The sequence below is a fragment of the Brachybacterium sp. GPGPB12 genome (genome assembly GCF_038396325.1).
Lineage (GTDB): Bacteria > Actinomycetota > Actinomycetes > Actinomycetales > Dermabacteraceae > Brachybacterium > Brachybacterium conglomeratum.
In genome coordinates this window covers 761945-782385 of the sequence record NZ_CP149573.1, presented here as the reverse complement: position 1 = coordinate 782385, position 20441 = coordinate 761945, and the positions used below count along the sequence as shown (strand labels likewise).

The following is a 20441-nucleotide window of genomic DNA, read 5'->3' as shown; positions in this document are numbered from 1 at the left end:
ATCTCGCTTCCCCAGCAGATGCTGGAATCAGCGTGTCCACGAACAAGGGTCAGGCCCCAAGCTCTCACGGATTATCCCTTGCCGGCTCCGCCGGAACTGTCCACGCTGACGGCGTGGAGGGTGGACGTCGCCGGGTTGGCGATCGCACTCTGTCTTGCCGTCCTCTATCTCTGGGTTCGCGCACGCCGTCCCCTGCCGGGCATTCAAGAGCGGGCATGGCCCGTTCGGCGCACCGCCGCATGGATCGCGGGATGCGTCCTGATCGTCTGGCTGACGAGTGGTCTGCTGGGCGTCTACGCGCCGGTGCAGTTCTCCGCGCACTTGGGTCAGTACGCGCCGCTCGCACTGGTTTGTGCGCCCCTCCTTGTCGCAGGTCGTTTCGGTGACCTCATCCGGGAGCGGATCGCGCCCCGATCAGACGGGTCGGCGGGTCTGCGGGAGATCGTGGAATGGAGGCCGAGTACGCGGCTCGGGCGGTGGCTCACCAACCCTGCGAAGCACTAGCATTGCTGGCTCTTCGCGGTTCGTGGTGAATGACCCTGCTGTGGCGGGTATTCACGCTACGGTTTTCGCGGCGCTGGTCAGCAGGATACGCGGCTCTTCGCGGTTCGTGGTGAATGACCCTGCTGTGGCGGGTATTCACGCTACGGTTTTCGCGGCGCTGGTCAGCAGGATACGCATCCGGTAGTTCTCGGCGTTGCGGAAGCCACGGCCGATGCGTTTGATGTTCTTGATGCCGGTGTTCGCGGCCTCGACCCGGGCGGTGGTCGCGCCGGTGACGATGAGGACCTCGATCGCGTCCCACCAGGTCACGACGGTGTCGTAGAGCTTGGTCGCCTCGGGCATGTTCGCGATCTGGACGAAGTAGCCCATCCGCATCCGTTCGTTCCAGGCCTGGGCGAGGGTGTCGGTGGCCAGCAGGCGACGGAGTCGCTCCTTGATGCCCCAGGCGGCGGAGAGCTCGTCGGTGGGGTCATCGGTGCGGAACACCCTCTCCAACCGCTCCCACGCCCTCGGGGTGAGGGTGTCAGCGCCGCGCGCAGGGAGCATCCGGTGCGCCCAGGCCGGGTCATCCTTCCGACCCCGGCGACCGTGATGGGTGCGGGCCAGGCGTTGCCGCACGGCGGTGACCATGTCGTTCCCGAGCTTGACGAGGTGGAACTTGTCGACCGAGACCGCAGCGCGGGGCAGGTAGGTCCGCAGTGCTTTGCGGAACGCGGCCGAGGGATCGATCGCGACGATCTCGATCCGCTCCCGCCAGTCCTCAGAGCGCTGGGCAAGCCAGTCACCGACGGCGGTGGAGTCCCGGCCGTCGACGACGCCGAGGACCTGTCCGGTGGTCAGGTCGACCAGGGTCGTCATCCATGGCTCGAACCGTCTCCAGGCACCGTCGTCGGTGCGGAACCAGCGCACCGACCGGTAGCGGTGCTCATCGATGCCCAGGCGCGTCACTCGCACGTCCTCGGCGGCGGGGAGGACCACTGCGGCCGCCGCCAGCGCGGCCTGGACCAGCCACCACGAGACGCCATGGGCCCGGGCGACCTCGGAGGCGACCCGGCCCGAGGTGAGCACCGCGGAGACGACCTGATCCCGCGGCCGGGTCGTCGAACGCGCACGGTAAGGGACCTGATCGGTGGCTTCCCAGAACGTGCGCCGGGCGCAGGCCGGCTCGAGGCAGAACCAGCGCCGCTTGGCCCACACCACCTCCACCGCCCCGGCCACGGGGACGTCGCGCACCTTCTGGGACCGGCGGGAGTGGACCTTGGTCGCGAGCACCCCGCAGGACGGACAGCCCGGCGGCTCGATGGATTCGATCACCACTCGACGGCCTCCGTCGGGCAGGTCGATCGCGTCTGTGACGCGGTAATCGGGCAAGTTGAAGATCGTGCTCGCAGCATCACGCCGCGAACCAGTATTCTCGTGCACAGGCTCGTGGTCCTCTGAGGTGTGGATGTCTTGACAACACCCATCACAGCAGGACCACGGGCCGTTCTACGCCAGCGACGCGACGCTCTCCTTCACCACGAACCTTGAAGAGCCGGATACGCATCCGGTAGTTCTCGGCGTTGCGGAAGCCACGGCCGATGCGTTTGATGTTCTTGATGCCGGTGTTCGCGGCCTCGACCCGGGCGGTGGTCGCGCCGGTGACGATGAGGACCTCGATCGCGTCCCACCAGGTCACGACGGTGTCGTAGAGCTTGGTCGCCTCGGGCATGTTCGCGATCTGGACGAAGTAGCCCATCCGCATCCGTTCGTTCCAGGCCTGGGCGAGGGTGTCGGTGGCCAGCAGGCGACGGAGTCGCTCCTTGATGCCCCAGGCGGCGGAGAGCTCGTCGGTGGGGTCATCGGTGCGGAACACCCTCTCCAACCGCTCCCACGCCCTCGGGGTGAGGGTGTCAGCGCCGCGCAGCAGGAGCATCCGGTGCGCCCAGGCCGGGTCATCCTTCCGACCCCGGCGACCGTGATGGGTGCGGGCCAGGCGTTGCCGCACGGCGGTGACCATGTCGTTCCCGAGCTTGACGAGGTGGAACTTGTCGACCGAGACCGCGGCGCGGGGCAGGTAGGTCCGCAGTGCTTTGCGGAACGCGGCCGAGGGATCGATCGCGACGATCTCGATCCGCTCCCGCCAGTCCTCAGAGCGCTGGGCAAGCCAGTCACCGACGGCGGTGGAGTCCCGGCCGTCGACGACGCCGAGGACCTGTCCGGTGGTCAGGTCGACCAGGGTCGTCATCCATGGCTCGAACCGTCTCCAGGCACCGTCGTCGGTGCGGAACCAGCGCACCGACCGGTAGCGGTGCTCATCGATGCCCAGGCGCGTCACTCGCACGTCCTCGGCGGCGGGGAGGACCACTGCGGCCGCCGCCAGCGCGGCCTGGACCAGCCACCACGAGACGCCATGGGCCCGGGCGACCTCGGAGGCGACCCGGCCCGAGGTGAGCACCGCGGAGACGACCTGATCCCGCGACCGGGTCGTCGAACGCGCACGGTAAGGGACCTGATCGGTGGCTTCCCAGAACGTGCGCCGGGCGCAGGCCGGCTCGAGGCAGAACCAGCGCCGCTTGGCCCACACCACCTCCACCGCCCCGGCCACGGGGACGTCGCGCACCTTCTGGGACCGGCGGGAGTGGACCTTGGTCGCGAGCACCCCGCAGGACGGACAGCCCGGCGGCTCGATGGATTCGATCACCACTCGACGGCCTCCGTCGGGCAGGTCGATCGCGTCTGTGACGCGGTAATCGGGCAAGTTGAAGATCGTGCTCGCAGCATCACGCTGCGAACCAGTATTCTCGTGCACAGGCTCGTGGTCCTCTGAGGTGTGGATGTCTTGACAACACCCATCACAGCAGGACCACGGGCCGTTCTACGCCAGCGACGCGACGCTCTCCTTCACCACGAACCTTGAAGAGCCGCATTGCTGGGTGCCGCGTGCTTCGCATCGATCTACCTCACCCCAGCACTGCGGGCGGGCCTGCACACGACGCCGGGCCGCCTCATCATCCTCGCTGTTGCCCTGGTGGCTGGCACTGCTCTGGCTCTCGGCGTCCAAGGGAGGGCCGTGGGAGGGAGTCCGTCTCGGCTCGGGTGCGCTGGGTTGCGCTGGCGGTCGGCACCGTCGTCCTGGCGGGGACGGCGTTGCTGCTCGTGTTCGTGCTCCCGGTCGTCGAGGCGGACTGGTTCGGCGTCATGGAGCGGACGTGGAGCGCCGATGCGCTCGGCGATCAGCGCTTGGGTGGGTGGTTGCTGCTGTCATTGACGGTGATGTGTGCCGCACTGAATGCGGGATTTATCGTCCGCGCGCAGCGGCGAGGAGGAGATGGTGCGGGGAGCCGTCCGGTCCCGGCAGTACAGGGCGCCTGAGCTGGGACGATATCGGGCATCGAGCGTCGACGTGGATGGGCAACTGGCCTTTGCGTCGAGGGGTCGTCAGTCGTCGGCTGAGGCGCGGCCTCGCACACGGAGGGTGATGGCGACGACGAGGCCGAGTGCTAGCAGCAGGCAGGCCGACACCGCCGAGGATCACGCTCAACGGCGGGCTGTTCCGGTCCTCTTCGGGGCGCTGAGAGGCGACCTGATCGGACGCGGTGGGGGAGGTGTTCGGCTCGACCGAGGCGGTGCTGGGGTCCTCCTCGACGGTGGACGCGTCCGCTCCGGACTCCTCGGCGCCGACGGTGACGGTGAAGCGCACCGTGCCCTCGATGGGATGGCCATCGGAGGATACGACGCGCCACTGGATCTCGTAGTCATCGGCCGGCAGTGGGGGCAGGTCGATCGAGGCCGTGTTGTCGGTGACGGTCGGCGTCTCGGTGAAGATCTCGTTACCTGCTGAGTCGTTCAGGCGCACGACGGGAGACAGGTTCAGGACGTCGTCGCTGTAGGTGAGGTCGAGTGTCGTTGGTGCCTGCTCGACGCTGTCGCCGTCGGCCGGGCTCGAGGACGCGAGGGTGTCGTGCGCTGACGCGGTCGGCAACAGTGCCGGGACGGCGATCGGCAGAAGGAGAAAGGCGATCGTCCCGAGCATGCTTAGCAGGAGAAGACGCGCTGGTCTCCATGCGGGCTTGTCGGCCGCCACTTTGTGTCCCACGTCCGTCGTCTCCTTGATGTCGGGTGGCCCGGTCGTGGGCCGTTGGCGCCCCGCTTGCGGGGCGAGTCGAGTCTAGTGGCGAAGGGCGTGCCCGGACTGTGGTGGTTCTCAGGATCGAGCAGGGGTCTTCCGCCTCTTCCCCGCGAGCCCGCGGAGGGCGTGTCAGATGGTCTGTGTAAGCCGTACCGAGAGGAACGGTAAGAATCATGACCATGACCGACGAGAAGACGCCGGGTGGGCCCTCGGGCCAGGACCTGGTCGAGCAGTTGAAGGCCGCCGGGCGCCTGGACGCGTTGTTCGAGCAGATCGACGCCGGCCAGGTAGAGCTGACCGGGGACGGTGGGTTCGTGCCCGCGCTGGTCAAGGCCGCGCTGGAGCGAGGTCTGCAGGCGGAGCTGAGCGACCCCATCTCGGCTACGAGAAGGGCTCCGAGGACGCGTCGAAGCACGCCAACTCGCGTAACGGGACGTCGCCGAAGACGGTTCAGTCCGAGGTCGGGCCGATCGCGCTGGACGTCCCCAGGGATCGTGCCGGTTCATTCACGCCGCGCCTTGTCCCCAAGGGCCAGCGACGCCTGGGAGGGCTCGATGACATGATCATCAGCCTCTACGCGGGCGGGATGACGATCCGGGACATCCAGCACCACCTGGCCTCCACGCTCGGCACGGACCTGTCGCACGAGACGATCTCGAACGTCACCGACGCCGTGCTCGAGGAGGTCGCCGCGTGGCAGGCGCGGCCGCTGGAGGAGTTCTATCCCGTCCTCTACCTCGACGCGATCCGGATCAAGATCCGGGAGAACAGCCAGGTCATCAACCGCGCCGCGTATATCGCGGTCGGCGTGGATCTCGACGGGGTCAAGCACGTGCTGGGGATCTGGGTCCAGGACACCGAGGGGTCGGCGTTCTGGGCCCACGTCTGCGCTGACCTCGCCAACCGCGGAGTGAGGGACGTGCTGATCGTGTGCTGCGACGGGCTGAAGGGCCTGCCGGAGGCAGTCGAGGCGACGTGGCCGGACTCGATGGTCCAGACCTGCGTGGTCCACCTGATCCGGGCCGCGACGCGGTTCGTGGCCTACCAGGACCGCAAGAAGGTCGCCGCCGCGCTCAAGCCGATCTACACCGCGCCCAACGAGGACTCGGCTTGGGCGGCGCTGGTGGAGTTCGAGGCTTCGCCGCTGGGGCAGAAGTACCCCTCGACCGTGATGACCTGGAAGAACTCGTGGGACCGGTTCGTTCCTTTCCTCCAGTTCCCGCCGATGCTGAGGAAGGTCATCTACACGACCAACGCGATCGAGTCGCTGAACTACCAGCCGCGGAAGGTCACGAAGAACCGCGGACACTTCCCCTCGACGGACGCGGCCGTGAAGTCGCTCTGGCTCGCGATCTGCAACATCGAGGACAAGCGCGCCGCCGATCGAGCTCGAGACCGTGGCAAGCCCGCGAACGAGCGGAAGGCCCAGGGCCGGCTCGTCGAGGGCCAGGTCGTCACGAACTGGAAGCAAGCCCTCGCCCAACTCGCCGCCGCCTACCCCGACCGGATCACCCCCTACCTGTGAACACCCCGCTTACACAGACGAATTGACAGGCCCCCCGCGGAGCGATATCATCGCCGCATGACGATGAATGATCTGCGGGACGAACCGATCTTCGAGGGCAACGACAGCCACCCCGCGCTGTTCCACGCCCTCGCAGAGCCCACGCGCCTGGCCCTGATCCAGCACCTGTCGACGGGCGAGCACCGGGTGCGCGACCTCGTCGAACACATGCACCTTGCGCAGTCCACGGTCAGTAAGCATCTCTCCTGCCTGCGCGACTGCGGAGTCGTGACCGTGCGGATCGATGGGCGTTCGTCATGGTTTTCCCTCACCGACCCGGGAAGGCTCGCTGACCTCTTCGGAGCAGCGGACAGCCTGCTTGCCGCGTCCGGGGCCTCGCTATCGCTGAAGAACCACCATGACCACGCCGAGCTCGAGGACGCTGATCTCTGATGGGCGCGGGACATGACCACGCACATGGCGGCGGTAGCTCAAGTTCGGCACGTACTCGGCTGGCGATCGCATTCTCCATCACTGCCGTCATCGTGCTGGCGCAGGCGGTAGGAAGCGTCGTCACCGGCAGTCTTGCGGCCGCTCACGGACACAGCGCACGCACTGGTGGACGCCTCGGGGTCGCTCGTCGCGCTGATCGCCGCGACCATGATGCTCCGGCCCGCGAGCAAGACCCGGACCTGGGGCTTCGCTCGGATAGAGGTGCTGGCGGCGCTGGCGCAGGCGACACTCCTTATCGTGGTCGGCACCTACACGGCGGTTGAGGGCATCTCGCGGCTGTCGGAGCCGCCGGAGGTCCCCCTCGGGTCAGTCCGCTGATCTTCGGTGTGATCGGGCTGGTGGCGAACATCGTCGCGATCATCATCCTCGCCGGTGGTAAGGACTCGAGCTTGAACATGCGTGCCGCGTTCCTGGAGGTGCTCAATGACGCCTTGGGATCTCTGGGCGTGATCACGGCCGCGATCGTGATCCAGGTGACGGGCTTCCAGCAGGCGGATGCATTGGCGGGGCTGTTCATCGCTGCTCTGATCGTTCCGAGGGCCTTCCGCATCATGGCCGACACGCTGCGCATCCTTATGGAGTACACCCCGAAGGGTGTTGATCTCGATGAGGTGCGGGAGCACATCCTCGCGCTCGAGCATGTGGAGGACGTCCATGACCTGCACGCTTCGGCGATCGGAAGCAATCTCCCGATCATCTCCGCGCACGTCGTGGTGGGTGAGGAATGCTTCGAATCGGCGCATGCCCTCCGGATTCTGGAAGAAGTCCAGGACTGCGTCAGTACCCACTTCCCCGTGGCGTTCGAGCACGCCACTATCCAGCTCGAGAGCCCTTTGGTGCAGCGACGAGAGGCCGGGCGTAGTCTGCACTCGTGAATGGGCACTGGGTCGGAGGCTCATCACTTGCGCCAGGGAGAGTGCCCGCAACCACTGTGCGGAGTGCTGGCTGGCACTGCGCCAGTGGCGACGCGAATGCCGCCGAGCCTCACGAGCCAGGCGTCCCGTCTGGTGCCGGATCACACCTCCACGGGAACGATGCGAGGGATCAGCTCGACCAGCACGACCATCGCGACGAGCTCGATCAAGGTCTGTAGGACCACGACCAGCGGAGCAAGGTCGTATGCCGGCGGGAGAGCGAGAACCAGCGGCAGGACGACAAGCGAGTTCCTCGTCACGCCGCTGAAGGCGACCGCGCGAATGCCGGGTGCATCGAGTTCCGCCGCGCGGCCCGCCAGGATCCCGGCTGGGACCATGATGACGACGAAAATTGCGTAGACCGGTGCGGCGAGCGAGCAGGGAGCTGAGTCGCTGACCAACTGCGGCCACTTGGGATGTGACGACCACGGCCAGCGTGAGCACCATGAGAGGCACCATCGCTCCCATCGCGGCGCTCTCGGCTCTCTGGCCAAGGCGGGATCGGGTAGCGAAGATCTGTGTGAGCGCGGCGCGATGAGCGGCAAGGCGATGATTAGCGCGAACGCTTCAGCGAACGGCCAGTACTCAACGGACCTGACGAACTCCGCCCCGACGAACAGCCATAGGTACAGGGGCGAAGAGGAGCATCTGGGCGAGCATCAGCGGCGGCGCGGCGGCGAGCAGACGCTCCTCGTCACCACCTGCGAGACCCGAGAAGACGATGACATAGTCGATGCACGGGGTCAGCAGGACGAAGAGCACCCCGACGAGGAGGACCTGGTCGTGGGCGAGGATGCGCGAGAGCGACCACACGATCGCGGGCACGATCACGAAGTTCAGCACCGTGAGGGTGCCGAGGAATCGCCAGTTCGTGAATGCTTGTCCGAGCCGGCTCAGCGGGATGCCGAGGAACGTCGTGTAGAGCAGTACGGCGAGGACCGGGTGTATCGCGAGCTCGGCCGGGTGTGCGAGCTCGGGTACGGCGAGTCCGACGGCGAGACCGAGAGCTAGGTGTATGAAGTCATGACGTTGTCGACGCGTTCGTGGACTCTGGTGGCCGGGGGCTGATCAGCGCAGGCGGTGTGTGGCCGATGATAGTTGTAGTGGTGGACCCAGATGCTGATCGCTCGGCGGCGCTCGTCCTCCGAGGCATATGCCCGGGCATAGAGACATTCCTCGGTCAGGATGCGCTGGTAGCGCTCGACTTTCCCGTTGTGACGGGGCGTATAGGGGCGAGTCCGCTGGTGCCTGGACGCATGCGCGGCGACGGTCCGGACGAAGGTCTTCGCGCGGTAGTTGGAGCCGTTGTCGGTGACCACCCGGACCAGACGAGTGATGCCGTGAGCGGCGAAGAAGGCCCTGGCCCGGGAGAAGAACCCGATGGTCGTCGCGGCGGTCTCGTCGGTGAGGACCTCGGTGTAGGCCAGGCGGGAGTAGCCATCGATCGCGGAGTGGAGGTAGGCGTAACCAACTCGCTGTCTATGCGCTCGCTTGCCGGCCAGCGCCTTCGCGGAACCGCGGCCGTGGGCTCGCCAGCCGCCGCCGTCGGGGATCTTCCCGACCTTCTTCACGTCCAGGTGAAGCATGTGGCCGGGGAAGCGGGCGATGATCCTGCGGGCCTCGCGGTTGTTCTCCCCGGTCGAATCGAGGTCCCTGCGGCGGGAGATCCCCAGTCGCTCCAACCAGCGGCCGATGGTGCGGACGCAGTAGTGGTGCCCGCGATCAGCGAGCTCGAGAGCTATCCGGCGAGCCGACCACTTCTTCTCCCGCCGCCAGGAGTCGATCAACTCGAGCACCTCGATCGGCGGTCGGCCCGGCCGCAGAGCCGGTGCGCTGGAGCGGTCTTCCAGCGCCTCGACGCCCTCGGCTCGATAGCGGTGGACCCACTTCGTCAGGGTGGAGCGGGCGATCCCCGCCTCGGCAGCGACGTGGGCGATCGGCCGGCCGTCGTTCTCGACACGTTCAATCAGGCGGAGTCTTCCGGCAGGGGTCAGCGGCGAATTACGGTGGGTCACGGAACGGGTCCCTTCCAGCAGATGAATGGCTTCAGCACCACCCATCGTGCCGGTCACGGGGCCCGTTCCTTCATCCCCTACGCGGTGACTACAACGTCATGACCCGCAACAGCTAGGCCTGCGACGTACAGAGCCACCTGGTGTCTTTCCATCCACTTCACGCTCACGCGCACGTCTTCTCCCTGGGGTCCGTCTCGCATGGTCACGCGGGTCTGCAGCGGCGCTCAGGGCCGCTCAACTGGCGCCACGGGAAGCGTCGATCTCGCTGCTCTGAGTCGGGAGGGCTGTGACGATCGGATGGTCCTTGTCGATGAGGCCCATCTTCGCCGCGCCGCCGGGCGAGCCGATGTCGTCGAAGAATTCGACGTTAACGCGGTAGAAGTCGGCCCACTGGTCAGGCAGATCGTCCTCGTAGAAGATCGCCTCCACGGGGCACACGGGCTCGCAGGCCCCGCAGTCGACGCACTCGTCGGGTTGGATGTAGAGCATCCGCTGGCCCTCGTAGATGCAGTCGACGGGGCATTCGTCCACGCATGCGCGGTCGTTGACGTCCACGCAGGGAAGAGCGATCGCGTAAGTCATGCCGACGACGTTAGACCTTGCACCCGGGTTGAAGGTCAAGGTGGTGAACCGTAGGTTCGATCACATGAGGATCTCTGAGGTTTCCGAGAGGACCGGGGTTCCGGCGAGCACGCCGCGCGCTACTACGAGCGACTCGGGGTGCTCGCCGCGGACCGACACGCCAACGGGTATCGGGACTTCGGCGAGGAGCATCTCGAGCGCCTGGAGTTCATCGGATCGGCCAAACGGCTCGGTCTCGAACTGCCAGAAATCCGTGAGTCGCTGGATCTTGCGGACTCCGGCACGTGCACCGACGTCAAGGCCACGCTTCAGCCGCTGCTCGCAGCGCAGATCAGCGCCCTCGAACAGCAGATCCGGGCGATGAGCGAGATGCGACGACAGCTGCTCGAGGCACGGGGCCACGTCGATACCTGCCCCGACAGTGACGAGCAGTGCCGCTCCGAGTGCGCCTTCCGGTCGTTCATCGGGTCCTGATCAGGTGACGGGTGCGCAGATCCCGGGGCGACGCCTGACCTGCGTGCCGGAGACCTGTGTTGCCTGCGCCCCGCTGGCGAATGCCGAAGCGGCGTGCACTCCACCGTCCGGTGGTGTGCACGCCGCTCGTGATTGCTGGTGTCAGCGGAAGGAGATGAAGGTGGGGTTTCCCCAGATGGTGCGCTCGGTGACGGCGCCGGGGGAGCGGCCCGCATCGACGACCTTGTCGCCGCCGGCGTAGATGCCCATGTGGCCGGGCCACACGACGAGATCGCCGGGCTGTGCCTCGGACTTCGAGACCTGGGTGCCCGCGGCAACCTGCTGGCCGGAGGTACGGGGGAGGTCGATGCCGACCTGCTTGTAGGCGTACTGGGTCAGACCGGAGCAGTCGAAGCTCACGCCGGGGTTGCTGGAGCCCCAGGAGTAGGAGGCGCCGATCTGGGTGCGCGCGGCATCGACGATGGCCTCGCCGCCGCTGGAGGTGGATGTACCCGAGGTGGGGACGGAGGTGCCGGACCCGCCGATGGAGGCGCCGCCGTTGAGGGAGCCACGGGTCTCGGGGCCCACGACGCCGTCGATCTGGAGGCCGTTGGCGCGCTGGTAGTCCTTCACCGCGCCGTGGGTGAGCTTGCCGAACTTGCCGTCGACGGCGAGGTCGGCGCCTTCGTCGTTCAGCGCTGACTGGAGCCGCTCGACAGTGGAGCCCTGGGAGCCCCAGCGGAGCTTCTCCGAGGAGTGGAGTGCAGCGGTCGGGGCCGGGGCGGCGGGCGCGGCGGTCGACGAGGAGATGGCAGGGGCGGATGCCGGGGCGGCGGGGGGCGCCTGGGCGGCGCCGCCGGCGAAGGCGGAGCCGAGCGAAGACGGTGCCGAGAACGGCGGCGCCGCCGGTGCCGCGCAGGGCGCGTCCGCTGTGGCGGAGGGGGTGACTGCGCGGCCGGGCGCGCGGTGGGAATTGCTCGTGGCCATGAATGGTCTCCGTGATTATCCCCGTATCGTGCGGGGAGAGTCGGGCATTGGGTCGCGGCAACGCAAAAGCGGCGCAAGTATCGGGAAGAAACTCTCGTACCTCGTAACCGGTGCAACTAACGTACCCAGGGGTCGGAGCAGAAGGAACGGCGAAGGGTGATCCTGGTCAAGGACTTCACCTGCTCTTGAACCAGGGTCACGGCTCCCCGGCGCCCCGTACCTTCTCTTTACTCTTCCCCGGTGACCCAGTGGGGTTCACGTCACGGCTCTCGTGGACCATTCTGGCACGCGACGCCGTGCCGATTGAGCGACTCACCTCGCGGTGATTCCGGACATGTGTCGTGAGGGTGGCCGTCCGGGCGCTCACACTGCGGGTTGGAATGAGGCGATGGAGCCTTGGAGCTGGTCCATCCAGGAGGCCCATGTCCCCGTGAGCAGCAGCAGGCCGATGCTGATCAGCAGGACTCCGGAGAGGATTCCGAGGAGTCGTCGGTGGCGCGAGAGCGCCCTGCTCACACCGATGGCCTTGTCCAGTAGGAGTGCGCTGATGACGAAGGGGATCCCCAGGCCGAGGGAGTAGGCGAGGGCGAGGACGGCGCCTCGGGTCGCGCCGGAGTCACCGGCTCCCGGGTCGAGGGAGAGTGCGATGATCGCGGCGTAGGTGGGGCCGATGCACGGGGTCCAGCTCAGGCCGAAGACGAAGCCCAAGAGTGGGGCTCCCAGGAGTCCGGTGTCGGGCTTCTTCTTCGTCGCCTGGATGTTTCCTGAGAAGCGCGGCAGGAGCCCCATGAAAATGAGTCCCATGAATATTACGATGATTCCTGCGATGCGGTTGATCCACACTGCATGGTCCTGCAGTAGATACCCCACTGCGCCGGCGAATCCGCCGAGCGCCATGAAGACGGTCGCGAATCCGGCGACGAACAGGACGCCGCCTGCCAGCATTCTCCCAGCTCCCTGTCGGGTGGTCCGGCGCTGGCTATCAGGGCCGTTGGCGCTTGGATTCGTGCGGATTCCTGCAGGTATTCCTTGGCGCTGTCCGGCGAGTCCGGAGACGTACCCGAGATATCCTGGCACGATCGGCGGCACGCACGGCGAGAGGAAGGCGATCAGACCCGCGATCGCCGCCACGGCGATGGCCAGTGCGAGTGATCCGGACAGAGCGATCGACTGGAAGGTCTCCGCCAGACCGCCCTCAGTCATGACGCCGCCTCCTCGAGAACGCCGTCGAGCATCGCCCGCAGGATCGAGGGGTCGATTGCTCCGGAGATCCTGCCGGCCACCCGTCCCTCGTGATCCAGGACGAGTGTCGTCGGAACGGCATTGGGCGCGACGACTCCACGGAGCTTGTACATGATCTCGGACTGCTGGTCGGGGATCGACGGGTAGGTGATGCCGTAGTTCTCCTCGAAGGCCTGGGCGGGCCCTGCGCCGTCGCGGAGGTTGATGCCGATGAAGGCGACTCCTTGGTCGGCGTACTCCTCGTGGATGGCCTGGAGGTCCGGGGCTTCGACCCGGCAGGGCGGGCAGGAGGCGTACCAGACGTTCACGACGAGGACGTTGCCGCGGCTGCTCGACCGCGTCGAACGCGTCGCCGTCGTAGGTGGTCCCGGAGAACTCGAGGGGCTCGCCGCGGTCCTGGGGGGCGATCTCCGTGGTGACTCCGTTGCCGGAGACGTATCCGGAGCTTTCGGAGTCGTAGCGGTCGCTGGTGTCGGAGCTACTGCAGGCTGTGGTCAGGCCGATGGCGGCGGCGAGCCCGGTCACGTGGAGGAGCTGTCGCCGGGAGCGGGCGGGCATGGTGGCTTTCCTTCGGGAGTGGGATGGTGTGGGGTCGGAGGCGCTGGCCGCGCAGGTGCCGGTGCTCAGAGCAGCGTGGACCAGTAGTCCCAGAACCTCACCGTGATGAGGGTCAGGATCGCGAGATACCAGGCGACGAGCACCGGCAGGCGGAACTCGTGCAGGAGTGCCACCGCCCGGTGCGCGGAGGTGGAGGCGCCGCGGGTCCATAGGCGCAGATGGTGGAGGGTGGTGAACCAGAACAGCGGGATCGTGACGGCCCAGACGACCATGCAGTACGGGCACAGCGCCCCGATCTCGTACAGGCTCTGTCCGATCAGCCAGTGCACGAACAGCACGGCGAAGGTGACGCCGATCTGGATCAGCACACTCATCCATCCCGCCATGCGCGCACCGGCGAGGACGGCGAACCCGAGGGCGAGGACGGCGGAGAAGCCGGCGATGCCGAGGATCGGGTTGGGGATGCCGAACGCCGCGGCCTGCGGGGTCTCCATCACCGAGCCGCAGGACAGGACCGGGTTGAGGCCGCAGGAGGGGACGTAGGCGGGGTCCTCGATCAGGGCGATCTTCTCGACCAGCGGCACGACCGCCATGACGAGGCCGATCGCTCCGGTGGCGGTGAGGAGCGCACCGAGTCCACGGGTGTCGCCGTTCTCCGGCGGTGCGGGAGGAGGGGTGGTGCTCACGCGCTCAGCCCTCGAGGGCGGCATCGAGCGGATCGGTGAGGTCCTCGACGCGAGTGGGCTCCAGACGCTTCCCGTCGACGAAGAAGGTGGGGGTGCCGGTCACGCCGAGGGCCTGGGCGTCCGCGGCGCTCTGCTCGATCCGCTTCGCGGTGGCGGGGTCGTCGTAGACCTCCTCGAAGCGTTCCATGTCCAGCCCGATCTCCTCCGCATAGGAGAAGAACAGCTCCCGCTGGGACGTCTCCTGATGCCCCCACTCGGTGGCGTTGTCGAACAGGGCCTTGTACATCGCCTCGAACTCGCCCTGGTCCTTCGCGGCCTCCGCGGCCTGGGCGGCCTCGAGGGAGTTGCCGTGCGGCGGCAGGTAGCGGACCACGAACGTGACCCGGTCGCCGTACTCGGCGCGGAGCTCCTCGACGGTCGGGTACAGGGACAGGCAGGCCTCGCACTCGAAGTCGAGGTACTCCACGAACACGACCTCGCTGCTGCGCCTTCGGAGAGGCGGGGGCTGTCCTCCCGCACGAGCTGAGGGCCTGCGGTGTCCGAGGCCTCCGGGGCCGCCGGTGTGTCCTGCCCGCGGTCGGGGATGAGGAGGAATCCTGCGAGGACCAGTGCCGCGGCGGCGATCAGTCCGATGGTGAGTTTCGTCTTGCGGCTCATGCGGCGGCCTCTCGGGTGGGGGTCGTCTCGTGCAGATCCTGCCCGACGGGGCTGGACGGCCCCTGTAGGGCGAGGCCCTTGGTGCGGGCGGCGCGCATGCCGTTGGCGATGACGACGACCTCTGCGGCCTCGTGCACGAGCACCACGGCCGCGAGCCCGAGCACGCCGAACAGGGCGAGCGGGAAGAGCACCACGATGATCGCCAGCGCCAGGGCGATGTTCCCGGTCATGATCCGGCGCCCCCGGCGGGCGTGGGCGAGGGCGGCGGGGAGCTGGCGCAGGTCGGTGCCGGTGAAGGCGACATCGGCCGATTCCACCGCCGCGGCGGTGCCGGTGACGCCCATCGCGATCCCGACGGTCGCCGAGGCGAGGGCGGGGGCGTCGTTGATGCCGTCGCCGATCATCGCGGTCGGGGACTGCCCGGCCAGGCGGCGGATGTGGGCGGCCTTGTCGGCCGGAAGCCGCTCGGCATGGACCTCGTCGATGCCGGCCTCCGCGGCGATCGCCCGCGCGGTCAGCTCATTGTCGCCGGTGAGCATGACGGTGCGGATCCCCTGGGAATGCAGGGCGGCGACGGCCTCGGCGGCCTCGGGGCGCGGCTCGTCGCGGACCCCGATCGCGCCGATCACCTGGGAGTCCTCCTCGACCATGATCACGCTCATGCCCCGGGAGGCCATGCCGCGGGTCTTGCTCTCGAGCGCGCCGGGGGAGATCCAGCGGGGACTACCGGCGCGCACGGTGCGGCCCTGCGGCGTTCCGGAGATCCCGTGACCGGGGATCTCCTGGACCTCGTCGGCCTCCGGGAGGGTGTCTGCGGCGGCGAGGACGGCGGCGGCGAGCGGGTGGGCGCTGACGGATTCGAGGGCGGCGGCGATCGCAAGGATCTCCTCGACGCCGCGTCCGTCGACCGTCGCGACGTCCACGACGCGGGGCTGATTGCGGGTGAGAGTGCCGGTCTTGTCCAGGGCGACGGTGCGGATCGTGCCGAGCCGCTCGAAGGCGGCACCGGACTTGATGACCACCCCGAGCTTGCTCGCGGAGCCGATCGAGGAGATCACGGTGACCGGCACGGCGATCGCGAGCGCACACGGGGAGGCGGCGACCAGTACCACCAGTGCCCGTTCGATCCAGGTCGAGGGGTCCCCGGTGACGACGCCGACGAGGGCCACCAGTGCGGCGACGACGAGCACGGTCGGGACCAGCGGGCGAGCGATGCGGTCGGCGAGACGCGCTCGCTCGCCCTTGGCGGCGTGGGCCTGGTCGACCAGGCGCACGATCTGGGTCAGGGAGTTGTCGCGTCCGTCGGCCGTGGCGCGCAGCGAGAGCGCGCCGGAGCCGTTCACGGAGCCGGCGTGGACCTCGTCCCCGGGCCCGACCTCGACGGGGATGGACTCCCCGGTGATCGCGGAAGTGTCCACCCAGGAGCGGCCCGACGCGATCACGCCATCGGTAGCGACGCGGTCGCCGGCGCCGAGCAGGAGCACGTCCCCGGCGCGGACGTCGGCGGCCGGCACGGTCTGCGGGCCGTCGGGGCGCTGGATCCGGGCGGTCTCCGGGATCAGGGCGAGCAGTGCACGCGCCCCTGCTTCGCGCGGTCCATCGAACGGTCCTCGAGGGCCTCGGCGAGGGAGAACAGGAACGCGAGCGCCGCGGCCTCGCCGACGTGACCGAGCGGCACGGCCCCGGTCGCGGCGATCGTCATCAGCAGGCCCACGCCGAGCCGTCCACGGCCGCGCCCCTGGACGAGGCGTCGCAGGGTGCCGGGCACGAAGGTCCAGGCCCCCGCGGCGAGGGCGAGGACGTGCACGATCAGTGCGACCAGGCCCAGGCCCGCCCAGTCGAGCAGCGAGCCCGGCCACCCACAGGACCCCGGCACTGGCGGGGAGCAGGAGGGAGCGGTCGCGCCACCACGGAGTGGACTGCTCGAGCTCGATCGGTTCACCTGGAGGTGCCGGGGTGGTGCTCCCGCGGCACGCGTCCCCGTCCTCGATCGGAATCGGTGCAGGCGTCGGCGCGGGGCCGCGGCAGGCGTCGGCCTCAGAGGCCGGGCGGGAGGTGAGGGTGAGCGGGGCCCGGGCGTTCGTGGCGGGTCGGGCGGGACCGCAGCACTCGTCGCTCATCGGGCGATCTCCTCCGGGGTGGTGGCGTTGCAGCACAGGGGCACGTCGCAGTCCGCATCCGTGCAGGGCGTGCCGTCGTCGACGGCGAGCACCGTCTCGACCAGCGCGGACAGCGCCCGGGTGAGGTGCGCGTCGGCGATCTCGTAGCGCGTGCGCCGGCCCTCGGGGGTGGCGACCACGATCCCGCGACCGCGCAGGCACGAGAGGTGGTTGGAGACGTTGGTCCGGGCCAGCGAGAGCTCGTCGGCGAGGACGGCGGGGTAGCCCGGGTGGTCGAGGAGGGAGAGCAGGATGCGGGACCGGGTGGGGTCGGCCATGGCGCGGCCGAGGCGGTTCATGACATCGAGCTGCGAGGCTTTGGTCAGCATGCAATGACTGTACAGTGATCAGTGATAGGTCAGCAAGTGGTGACCATCGTGAGCGCCCGCTCGCTGCGCAAGAGAAGTTCGTGTAGGTTAACTTTCGTGATCCGTCCCGCACTCCCGCCGCCCAGCACCGACGACTCGCCCGCCCCCGACCAACGTCGGCAGGCCCGCGCGCCGCGAGACGGGACTGGACAGAGCAGGGCCTCCCTGCCATGGATGCTCGGCCCGGCCTTCGTCGCGTCGGTTGCCTACGTCGATCCCGGGAACGTTGCCGCGAACCTCACCGCCGGCGCGCAGTACGGGTACCTGCTCGTATGGGTGCTCGTCGCGGCCAACCTCATGGCCGTGGTCATCCAGTACCTCTCCGCCTCCCTCGGACTCGTCACAGGCTCCTCGCTGCCCGAGCTCCTGGGTCGGCGTCTGTCCCGTCGGCGGCGCCTGCTCTACTGGGCCCAGGCCGAGCTCGTCGCCGCCGCCACGGACCTCGCCGAGGTGCTCGGCGGGGCGATCGCACTCCACATCCTCTTCGGCATCCCCCTCCTGCCGGGCGGAGTGATCGTGGGCGCGGTCTCGATGTTGCTCCTGGCGCCGCAGTCCTGGCGGGGGCAGCGGCCCTTCGAGTTCGTGATCACCGGGTCGCTCGCGATCATCACCGTCGGCTTCGTCTCCGGGCTGTTCCTCGGCGAGGTCTCGTGGTCCGAGGCCGCCGCCGGGATCGTGCCGCGCTTCGAGGGGACCCAGACCCTGCTTGCTCGCCGCGAGCATGCTCGGCGCGACCGTCATGCCGCATGCGATCTACGCCCACTCCGCCCTGGCCCGCGACCGCCACGGCAGCGACATCAGCCCCGCCGCGCTCCCGAGATTGCTCCGGGTCACGCGCTGGGACGTGGTGCTCTCGCTGCTGGTGGCCGGGTCGGTGAACATCGCCATGCTCCTGCTGGCCGCAGGGAATCTTGCCGGCGTCCCCGGTACCGACACCATCGAGGGCGCCCACGCGGCGATCACGGAGGCGCTCGGCCCCGCCGTCGGGATCGCGTTCGGCATCGGCCTGCTGGCCTCCGGGCTCGCCTCCACCTCGGTGGGTCGCTACGCCGGCTCCACGATCATGGCCGGCCTCCTGCATCGCCGCATCCCGCAGGTGGCACGGCGGGCGATCACACTGATCCCGGCACTGGTGATCATCGCCGCGGGCGTGGACCCCACCCGGGCGCTCGTCCTCTCCCAGGTGGTGCTGAGCCTCGGGATCCCCTTCGCCCTGATCCCGCTGGTGCGCCTGACAGGGGACCGGACCGTCATGGGACGCTTCGCCGCACGCCTCCCGCCGCGCCTGACGTCCTGGATGATCGTGGTGTTGATCGTCGCTCTGAACCTCGCCCTGATCGCGCTGATGGCGCTCGGGCTCGGCTGAACCGCGGGGCGACCCGCCCCCGGGGTCGACTAGCGTGGGGGCCATGGACCCCTCCGAGCTCACTCCGGTCGCCCAGGACTACCTCAAGGTCATCTGGTCCGCGACCGAGTGGGGGGACGCACCGATCACCACCTCCGCCCTCGCGGCGCGCTTCGGGACCAGTGCCCCGAACGTCACCGACACCGTCAAGCGCCTCGCCGCTCAAGGGCTGGTCGAGCACCGGCCCTATAAGCCGGTCGAGCTCACTCCCGCTGGCCACGAGTACGCGGTGGCGATGGTGCGCCGCCACCGGTCGCTGGAGACCTTCCTCGTCGAGATGCTCGGGTACTCCTGGGCACAGGTGCACGATGAGGCAGAACGGCTCGAGCACGCCGCCTCCCAGATGCTGATCGAGCGGATCGACGAACTGCTGGAGCATCCCCGGCAGGATCCCCACGGCGATCCGATCCCCACCCCGGACGGGAGGACTCACGTTCCGGAGGGAACGCTCCTCCTGGCTGATCTTGCACCGGGCGAGTACCGGATCGTCCGGATCTCCGATGCCGACCCGGATCGTCTGCACACCTTGGAACTCCACGGCGTGCTCCCGGGCAGAGTCGTGAGCGTGCGGGAGCAGGGAAGGGGGATCGAGGTCCTCGACGACGAGGGCGACCCCCTGCCTCTGGCTGATGACGACCTCGCGGCCGTTCGCGTCGGCGCGTTGGTCCCGGGTGGCTCATCGCAGGTGAAGAGCTCCTCCTGACCGGTCCCTCGGGCACCGTTTCACGCGCTCGCCCCGCGGCTCCGAGTGTCGACTCCCAGGCGAACTGTCTCGCGCCGTGACCCCGCTGACTACTGAGAGGGCGTCAGTCCTCCCGGGTTACCGTCGGGCGCCGCGAGGCAACGTTCTGGAGGCGGAGACTGTTGTGGACGACGAACACGGAGGAGAGGGACATCGCACCGGCCGCGATGAGCGGGTTGAGCAGACCGATCGCGGCGATCGGGATGGCCGCAATGTTGTACCCGAACAACAAGCGCGTCGGCGGGGATCCGGACTCGACAGGGCCTCTCAAGCCTCGACTCGAGCTGACGTCCGGGACCGAATCGCCTTAGGATTGCCGGCGAGCAACCCGATCGGCGCACTACTGTGTTCTCTGGTTGAGAGGACTGTCTGGCGCGTAGTTCCGTGCGACGCTCAGCGCTAGCCCAGCAGTATTGTCCGTTCATGGGATTCGCCACCGCGCTGGTTGGTGCGAGCACAGGGGTGAACGAGACGCTGAGGTGTCCGGTCGCGAGCCTGACCCTCCGGCAAGATCTCTGAGGAGGACCTTACAGATGCCAGCCCTACATTCCAGGGGCCAAGAGTGCGTGAGCAAGCGCCACTGTGGTGGACGCGCACTCGATTTCATGATTGACGACCGTGGCTTTTTTCCGGAGCGCTTTGCCGCTCATCTCCATACGGAGTCGCAATGAGTCGCAGGAAGACTCCGCCCGGCGCCACCACGGCAATTTCTTTCCATGTCCGTAATGAAAATGGGGCTTGGCGCTCCGCTGATCCTTCCGATCCTGCGCTGTCGCGAGCCAAGCGCGGAAGGCAGTGGCGTGCCCGATGTCGGTTTCGGCTCGGCGACGGAACGATGACGCAACTATCGCGGTCGGCGAAGACGCCCGCAATGGCGCAGGCGGCGCTTGAGCAGTTGATCGCGGCTGAGGGTCGTCTCTTTGGCGGCGAGGAAGTTGCTGTTCCGACTCTTGGCGAGCTCGTCGAATGGGCGGTCCGCCGGATCGAAGACGGCCGCGATTCAAGCGTACGTTCGTCCAACTCCCAGCGGACCTACCTGGG

Annotated in this window: 15 protein-coding genes and 5 pseudogenes; 6 read left to right on the top strand and 14 right to left on the bottom strand. The window is 68.3% G+C overall.

What is annotated here, in order from left to right:
• Positions 1-639: 639 nt before the first annotated feature.
• The 3 genes from WKH84_RS04295 to WKH84_RS04285 all read right to left on the bottom strand — a co-directional run bounded on the left by WKH84_RS04295 (position 640) and on the right by WKH84_RS04285 (position 4582).
• Positions 640-1875, bottom strand: coding sequence for an ISL3 family transposase (locus WKH84_RS04295; RefSeq protein WP_341855720.1), 1236 nt, complete (start codon positions 1873-1875; stop codon positions 640-642).
• Positions 1876-1969: 94 nt separating this feature from the next.
• Complete coding sequence (locus WKH84_RS04290; protein ID WP_341855719.1) at positions 1970-3244, bottom strand: ISL3 family transposase; 1275 nt, start codon at positions 3242-3244, stop codon at positions 1970-1972.
• 540 nt (positions 3245-3784) lie between these two features.
• A complete protein-coding gene (locus tag WKH84_RS04285; RefSeq protein ID WP_341855718.1) occupies positions 3785-4582 on the bottom strand; it encodes a copper resistance CopC family protein in 798 nt (265 codons plus the stop codon).
• Between the two features lie 212 nt (positions 4583-4794).
• On the opposite strand from WKH84_RS04285, the pseudogene WKH84_RS04280 reads away from it, so the two are divergent.
• From WKH84_RS04280 to WKH84_RS04270, 3 genes and pseudogenes are all read left to right on the top strand, one after another.
• Positions 4795-6140: pseudogene (locus WKH84_RS04280) on the top strand (IS256 family transposase).
• A 57-nt stretch (positions 6141-6197) separates the two neighbouring features.
• A complete protein-coding gene (locus WKH84_RS04275) occupies positions 6198-6572 on the top strand; it encodes a metalloregulator ArsR/SmtB family transcription factor (protein ID WP_259882329.1) in 375 nt (124 codons plus the stop codon).
• Positions 6572-7507 (top strand): annotated as a pseudogene (locus WKH84_RS04270) (cation diffusion facilitator family transporter). The gene WKH84_RS04275 and the pseudogene WKH84_RS04270 overlap by 1 nt, the downstream one beginning before the upstream one ends.
• A gap of 140 nt (positions 7508-7647) precedes the next feature.
• Here WKH84_RS04270 and WKH84_RS04265 read toward each other — a convergent pair.
• The 4 genes from WKH84_RS04265 to fdxA all read right to left on the bottom strand — a co-directional run bounded on the left by WKH84_RS04265 (position 7648) and on the right by fdxA (position 10143).
• A complete protein-coding gene (locus WKH84_RS04265; RefSeq protein ID WP_341855717.1) occupies positions 7648-7947 on the bottom strand; it encodes a hypothetical protein in 300 nt (99 codons plus the stop codon).
• Positions 7948-8131: 184 nt separating this feature from the next.
• The gene (locus tag WKH84_RS04260; RefSeq protein ID WP_341856772.1) at positions 8132-8563 is read right to left on the bottom strand and encodes a bile acid:sodium symporter; all 432 of its coding nucleotides are present in this window, start codon (positions 8561-8563) and stop codon (positions 8132-8134) included.
• Positions 8554-9561: an IS481 family transposase gene (locus WKH84_RS04255; RefSeq protein ID WP_341855716.1), complete on the bottom strand. Its 1008-nt coding sequence runs from the start codon at positions 9559-9561 to the stop codon at positions 8554-8556. Before WKH84_RS04255 ends, WKH84_RS04260 begins: the two co-directional genes overlap by 10 nt.
• Before the next feature lie 234 nt (positions 9562-9795).
• Positions 9796-10143 carry a ferredoxin gene (fdxA, locus tag WKH84_RS04250; RefSeq protein WP_259882333.1) on the bottom strand — a complete coding sequence of 116 codons (348 nt, stop codon included), beginning with the start codon at positions 10141-10143 and terminating at the stop codon, positions 9796-9798.
• A gap of 138 nt (positions 10144-10281) precedes the next feature.
• On the opposite strand from fdxA, the gene WKH84_RS04245 reads away from it, so the two are divergent.
• Positions 10282-10617 carry a MerR family DNA-binding protein gene (locus WKH84_RS04245; protein ID WP_341855715.1) on the top strand — a complete coding sequence of 112 codons (336 nt, stop codon included), beginning with the start codon at positions 10282-10284 and terminating at the stop codon, positions 10615-10617.
• 141 nt (positions 10618-10758) lie between these two features.
• Here WKH84_RS04245 and WKH84_RS04240 read toward each other — a convergent pair whose 3' ends face one another.
• The 7 genes and pseudogenes from WKH84_RS04240 to WKH84_RS04210 all read right to left on the bottom strand — a co-directional run bounded on the left by WKH84_RS04240 (position 10759) and on the right by WKH84_RS04210 (position 17214).
• Entirely contained in the window at positions 10759-11583 is an 825-nt protein-coding gene (locus WKH84_RS04240; RefSeq protein WP_341855714.1) for an NlpC/P60 family protein, read from the bottom strand.
• Positions 11584-11946: 363 nt separating this feature from the next.
• Entirely contained in the window at positions 11947-12786 is an 840-nt protein-coding gene (locus tag WKH84_RS04235) for a cytochrome c biogenesis protein CcdA (protein ID WP_341855713.1), read from the bottom strand.
• A pseudogene (locus tag WKH84_RS04230) lies at positions 12783-13383 on the bottom strand (TlpA disulfide reductase family protein). Before WKH84_RS04230 ends, WKH84_RS04235 begins: the two are co-directional and overlap by 4 nt.
• Before the next feature lie 65 nt (positions 13384-13448).
• Complete coding sequence (locus WKH84_RS04225; protein WP_341855712.1) at positions 13449-14069, bottom strand: vitamin K epoxide reductase family protein; 621 nt, start codon at positions 14067-14069, stop codon at positions 13449-13451.
• A 4-nt stretch (positions 14070-14073) separates the two neighbouring features.
• The gene (locus tag WKH84_RS04220) at positions 14074-14541 is read right to left on the bottom strand and encodes a thioredoxin domain-containing protein (RefSeq protein WP_341855711.1); all 468 of its coding nucleotides are present in this window, start codon (positions 14539-14541) and stop codon (positions 14074-14076) included.
• 181 nt (positions 14542-14722) lie between these two features.
• A pseudogene (locus WKH84_RS04215) lies at positions 14723-16660 on the bottom strand (cation-translocating P-type ATPase).
• Positions 16661-16842: 182 nt separating this feature from the next.
• The gene (locus WKH84_RS04210; protein WP_341855710.1) at positions 16843-17214 is read right to left on the bottom strand and encodes a winged helix-turn-helix domain-containing protein; all 372 of its coding nucleotides are present in this window, start codon (positions 17212-17214) and stop codon (positions 16843-16845) included.
• Between the two features lie 213 nt (positions 17215-17427).
• Here WKH84_RS04210 and WKH84_RS04205 point away from each other — a divergent pair.
• Positions 17428-18619: pseudogene (locus WKH84_RS04205) on the top strand (Nramp family divalent metal transporter).
• 43 nt (positions 18620-18662) lie between these two features.
• Complete coding sequence (locus tag WKH84_RS04200; RefSeq protein ID WP_341855709.1) at positions 18663-19361, top strand: metal-dependent transcriptional regulator; 699 nt, start codon at positions 18663-18665, stop codon at positions 19359-19361.
• Positions 19362-20441 lie beyond the last annotated feature (1080 nt).

Coding starts and splice junctions, on each gene's coding strand:
- WKH84_RS04275 (WP_259882329.1), top strand. CDS start 6,198: ATGACGATGAATGATCTGCGGGACGAACCGATCTTCGAGGGCAACGAC.
- fdxA (WP_259882333.1), bottom strand. CDS start 10,143: ATGACTTACGCGATCGCTCTTCCCTGCGTGGACGTCAACGACCGCGCA.
- WKH84_RS04210 (WP_341855710.1), bottom strand. CDS start 17,214: ATGCTGACCAAAGCCTCGCAGCTCGATGTCATGAACCGCCTCGGCCGC.
- WKH84_RS04240 (WP_341855714.1), bottom strand. CDS start 11,583: ATGGCCACGAGCAATTCCCACCGCGCGCCCGGCCGCGCAGTCACCCCC.
- WKH84_RS04200 (WP_341855709.1), top strand. CDS start 18,663: ATGGACCCCTCCGAGCTCACTCCGGTCGCCCAGGACTACCTCAAGGTC.
- WKH84_RS04235 (WP_341855713.1), bottom strand. CDS start 12,786: ATGACTGAGGGCGGTCTGGCGGAGACCTTCCAGTCGATCGCTCTGTCC.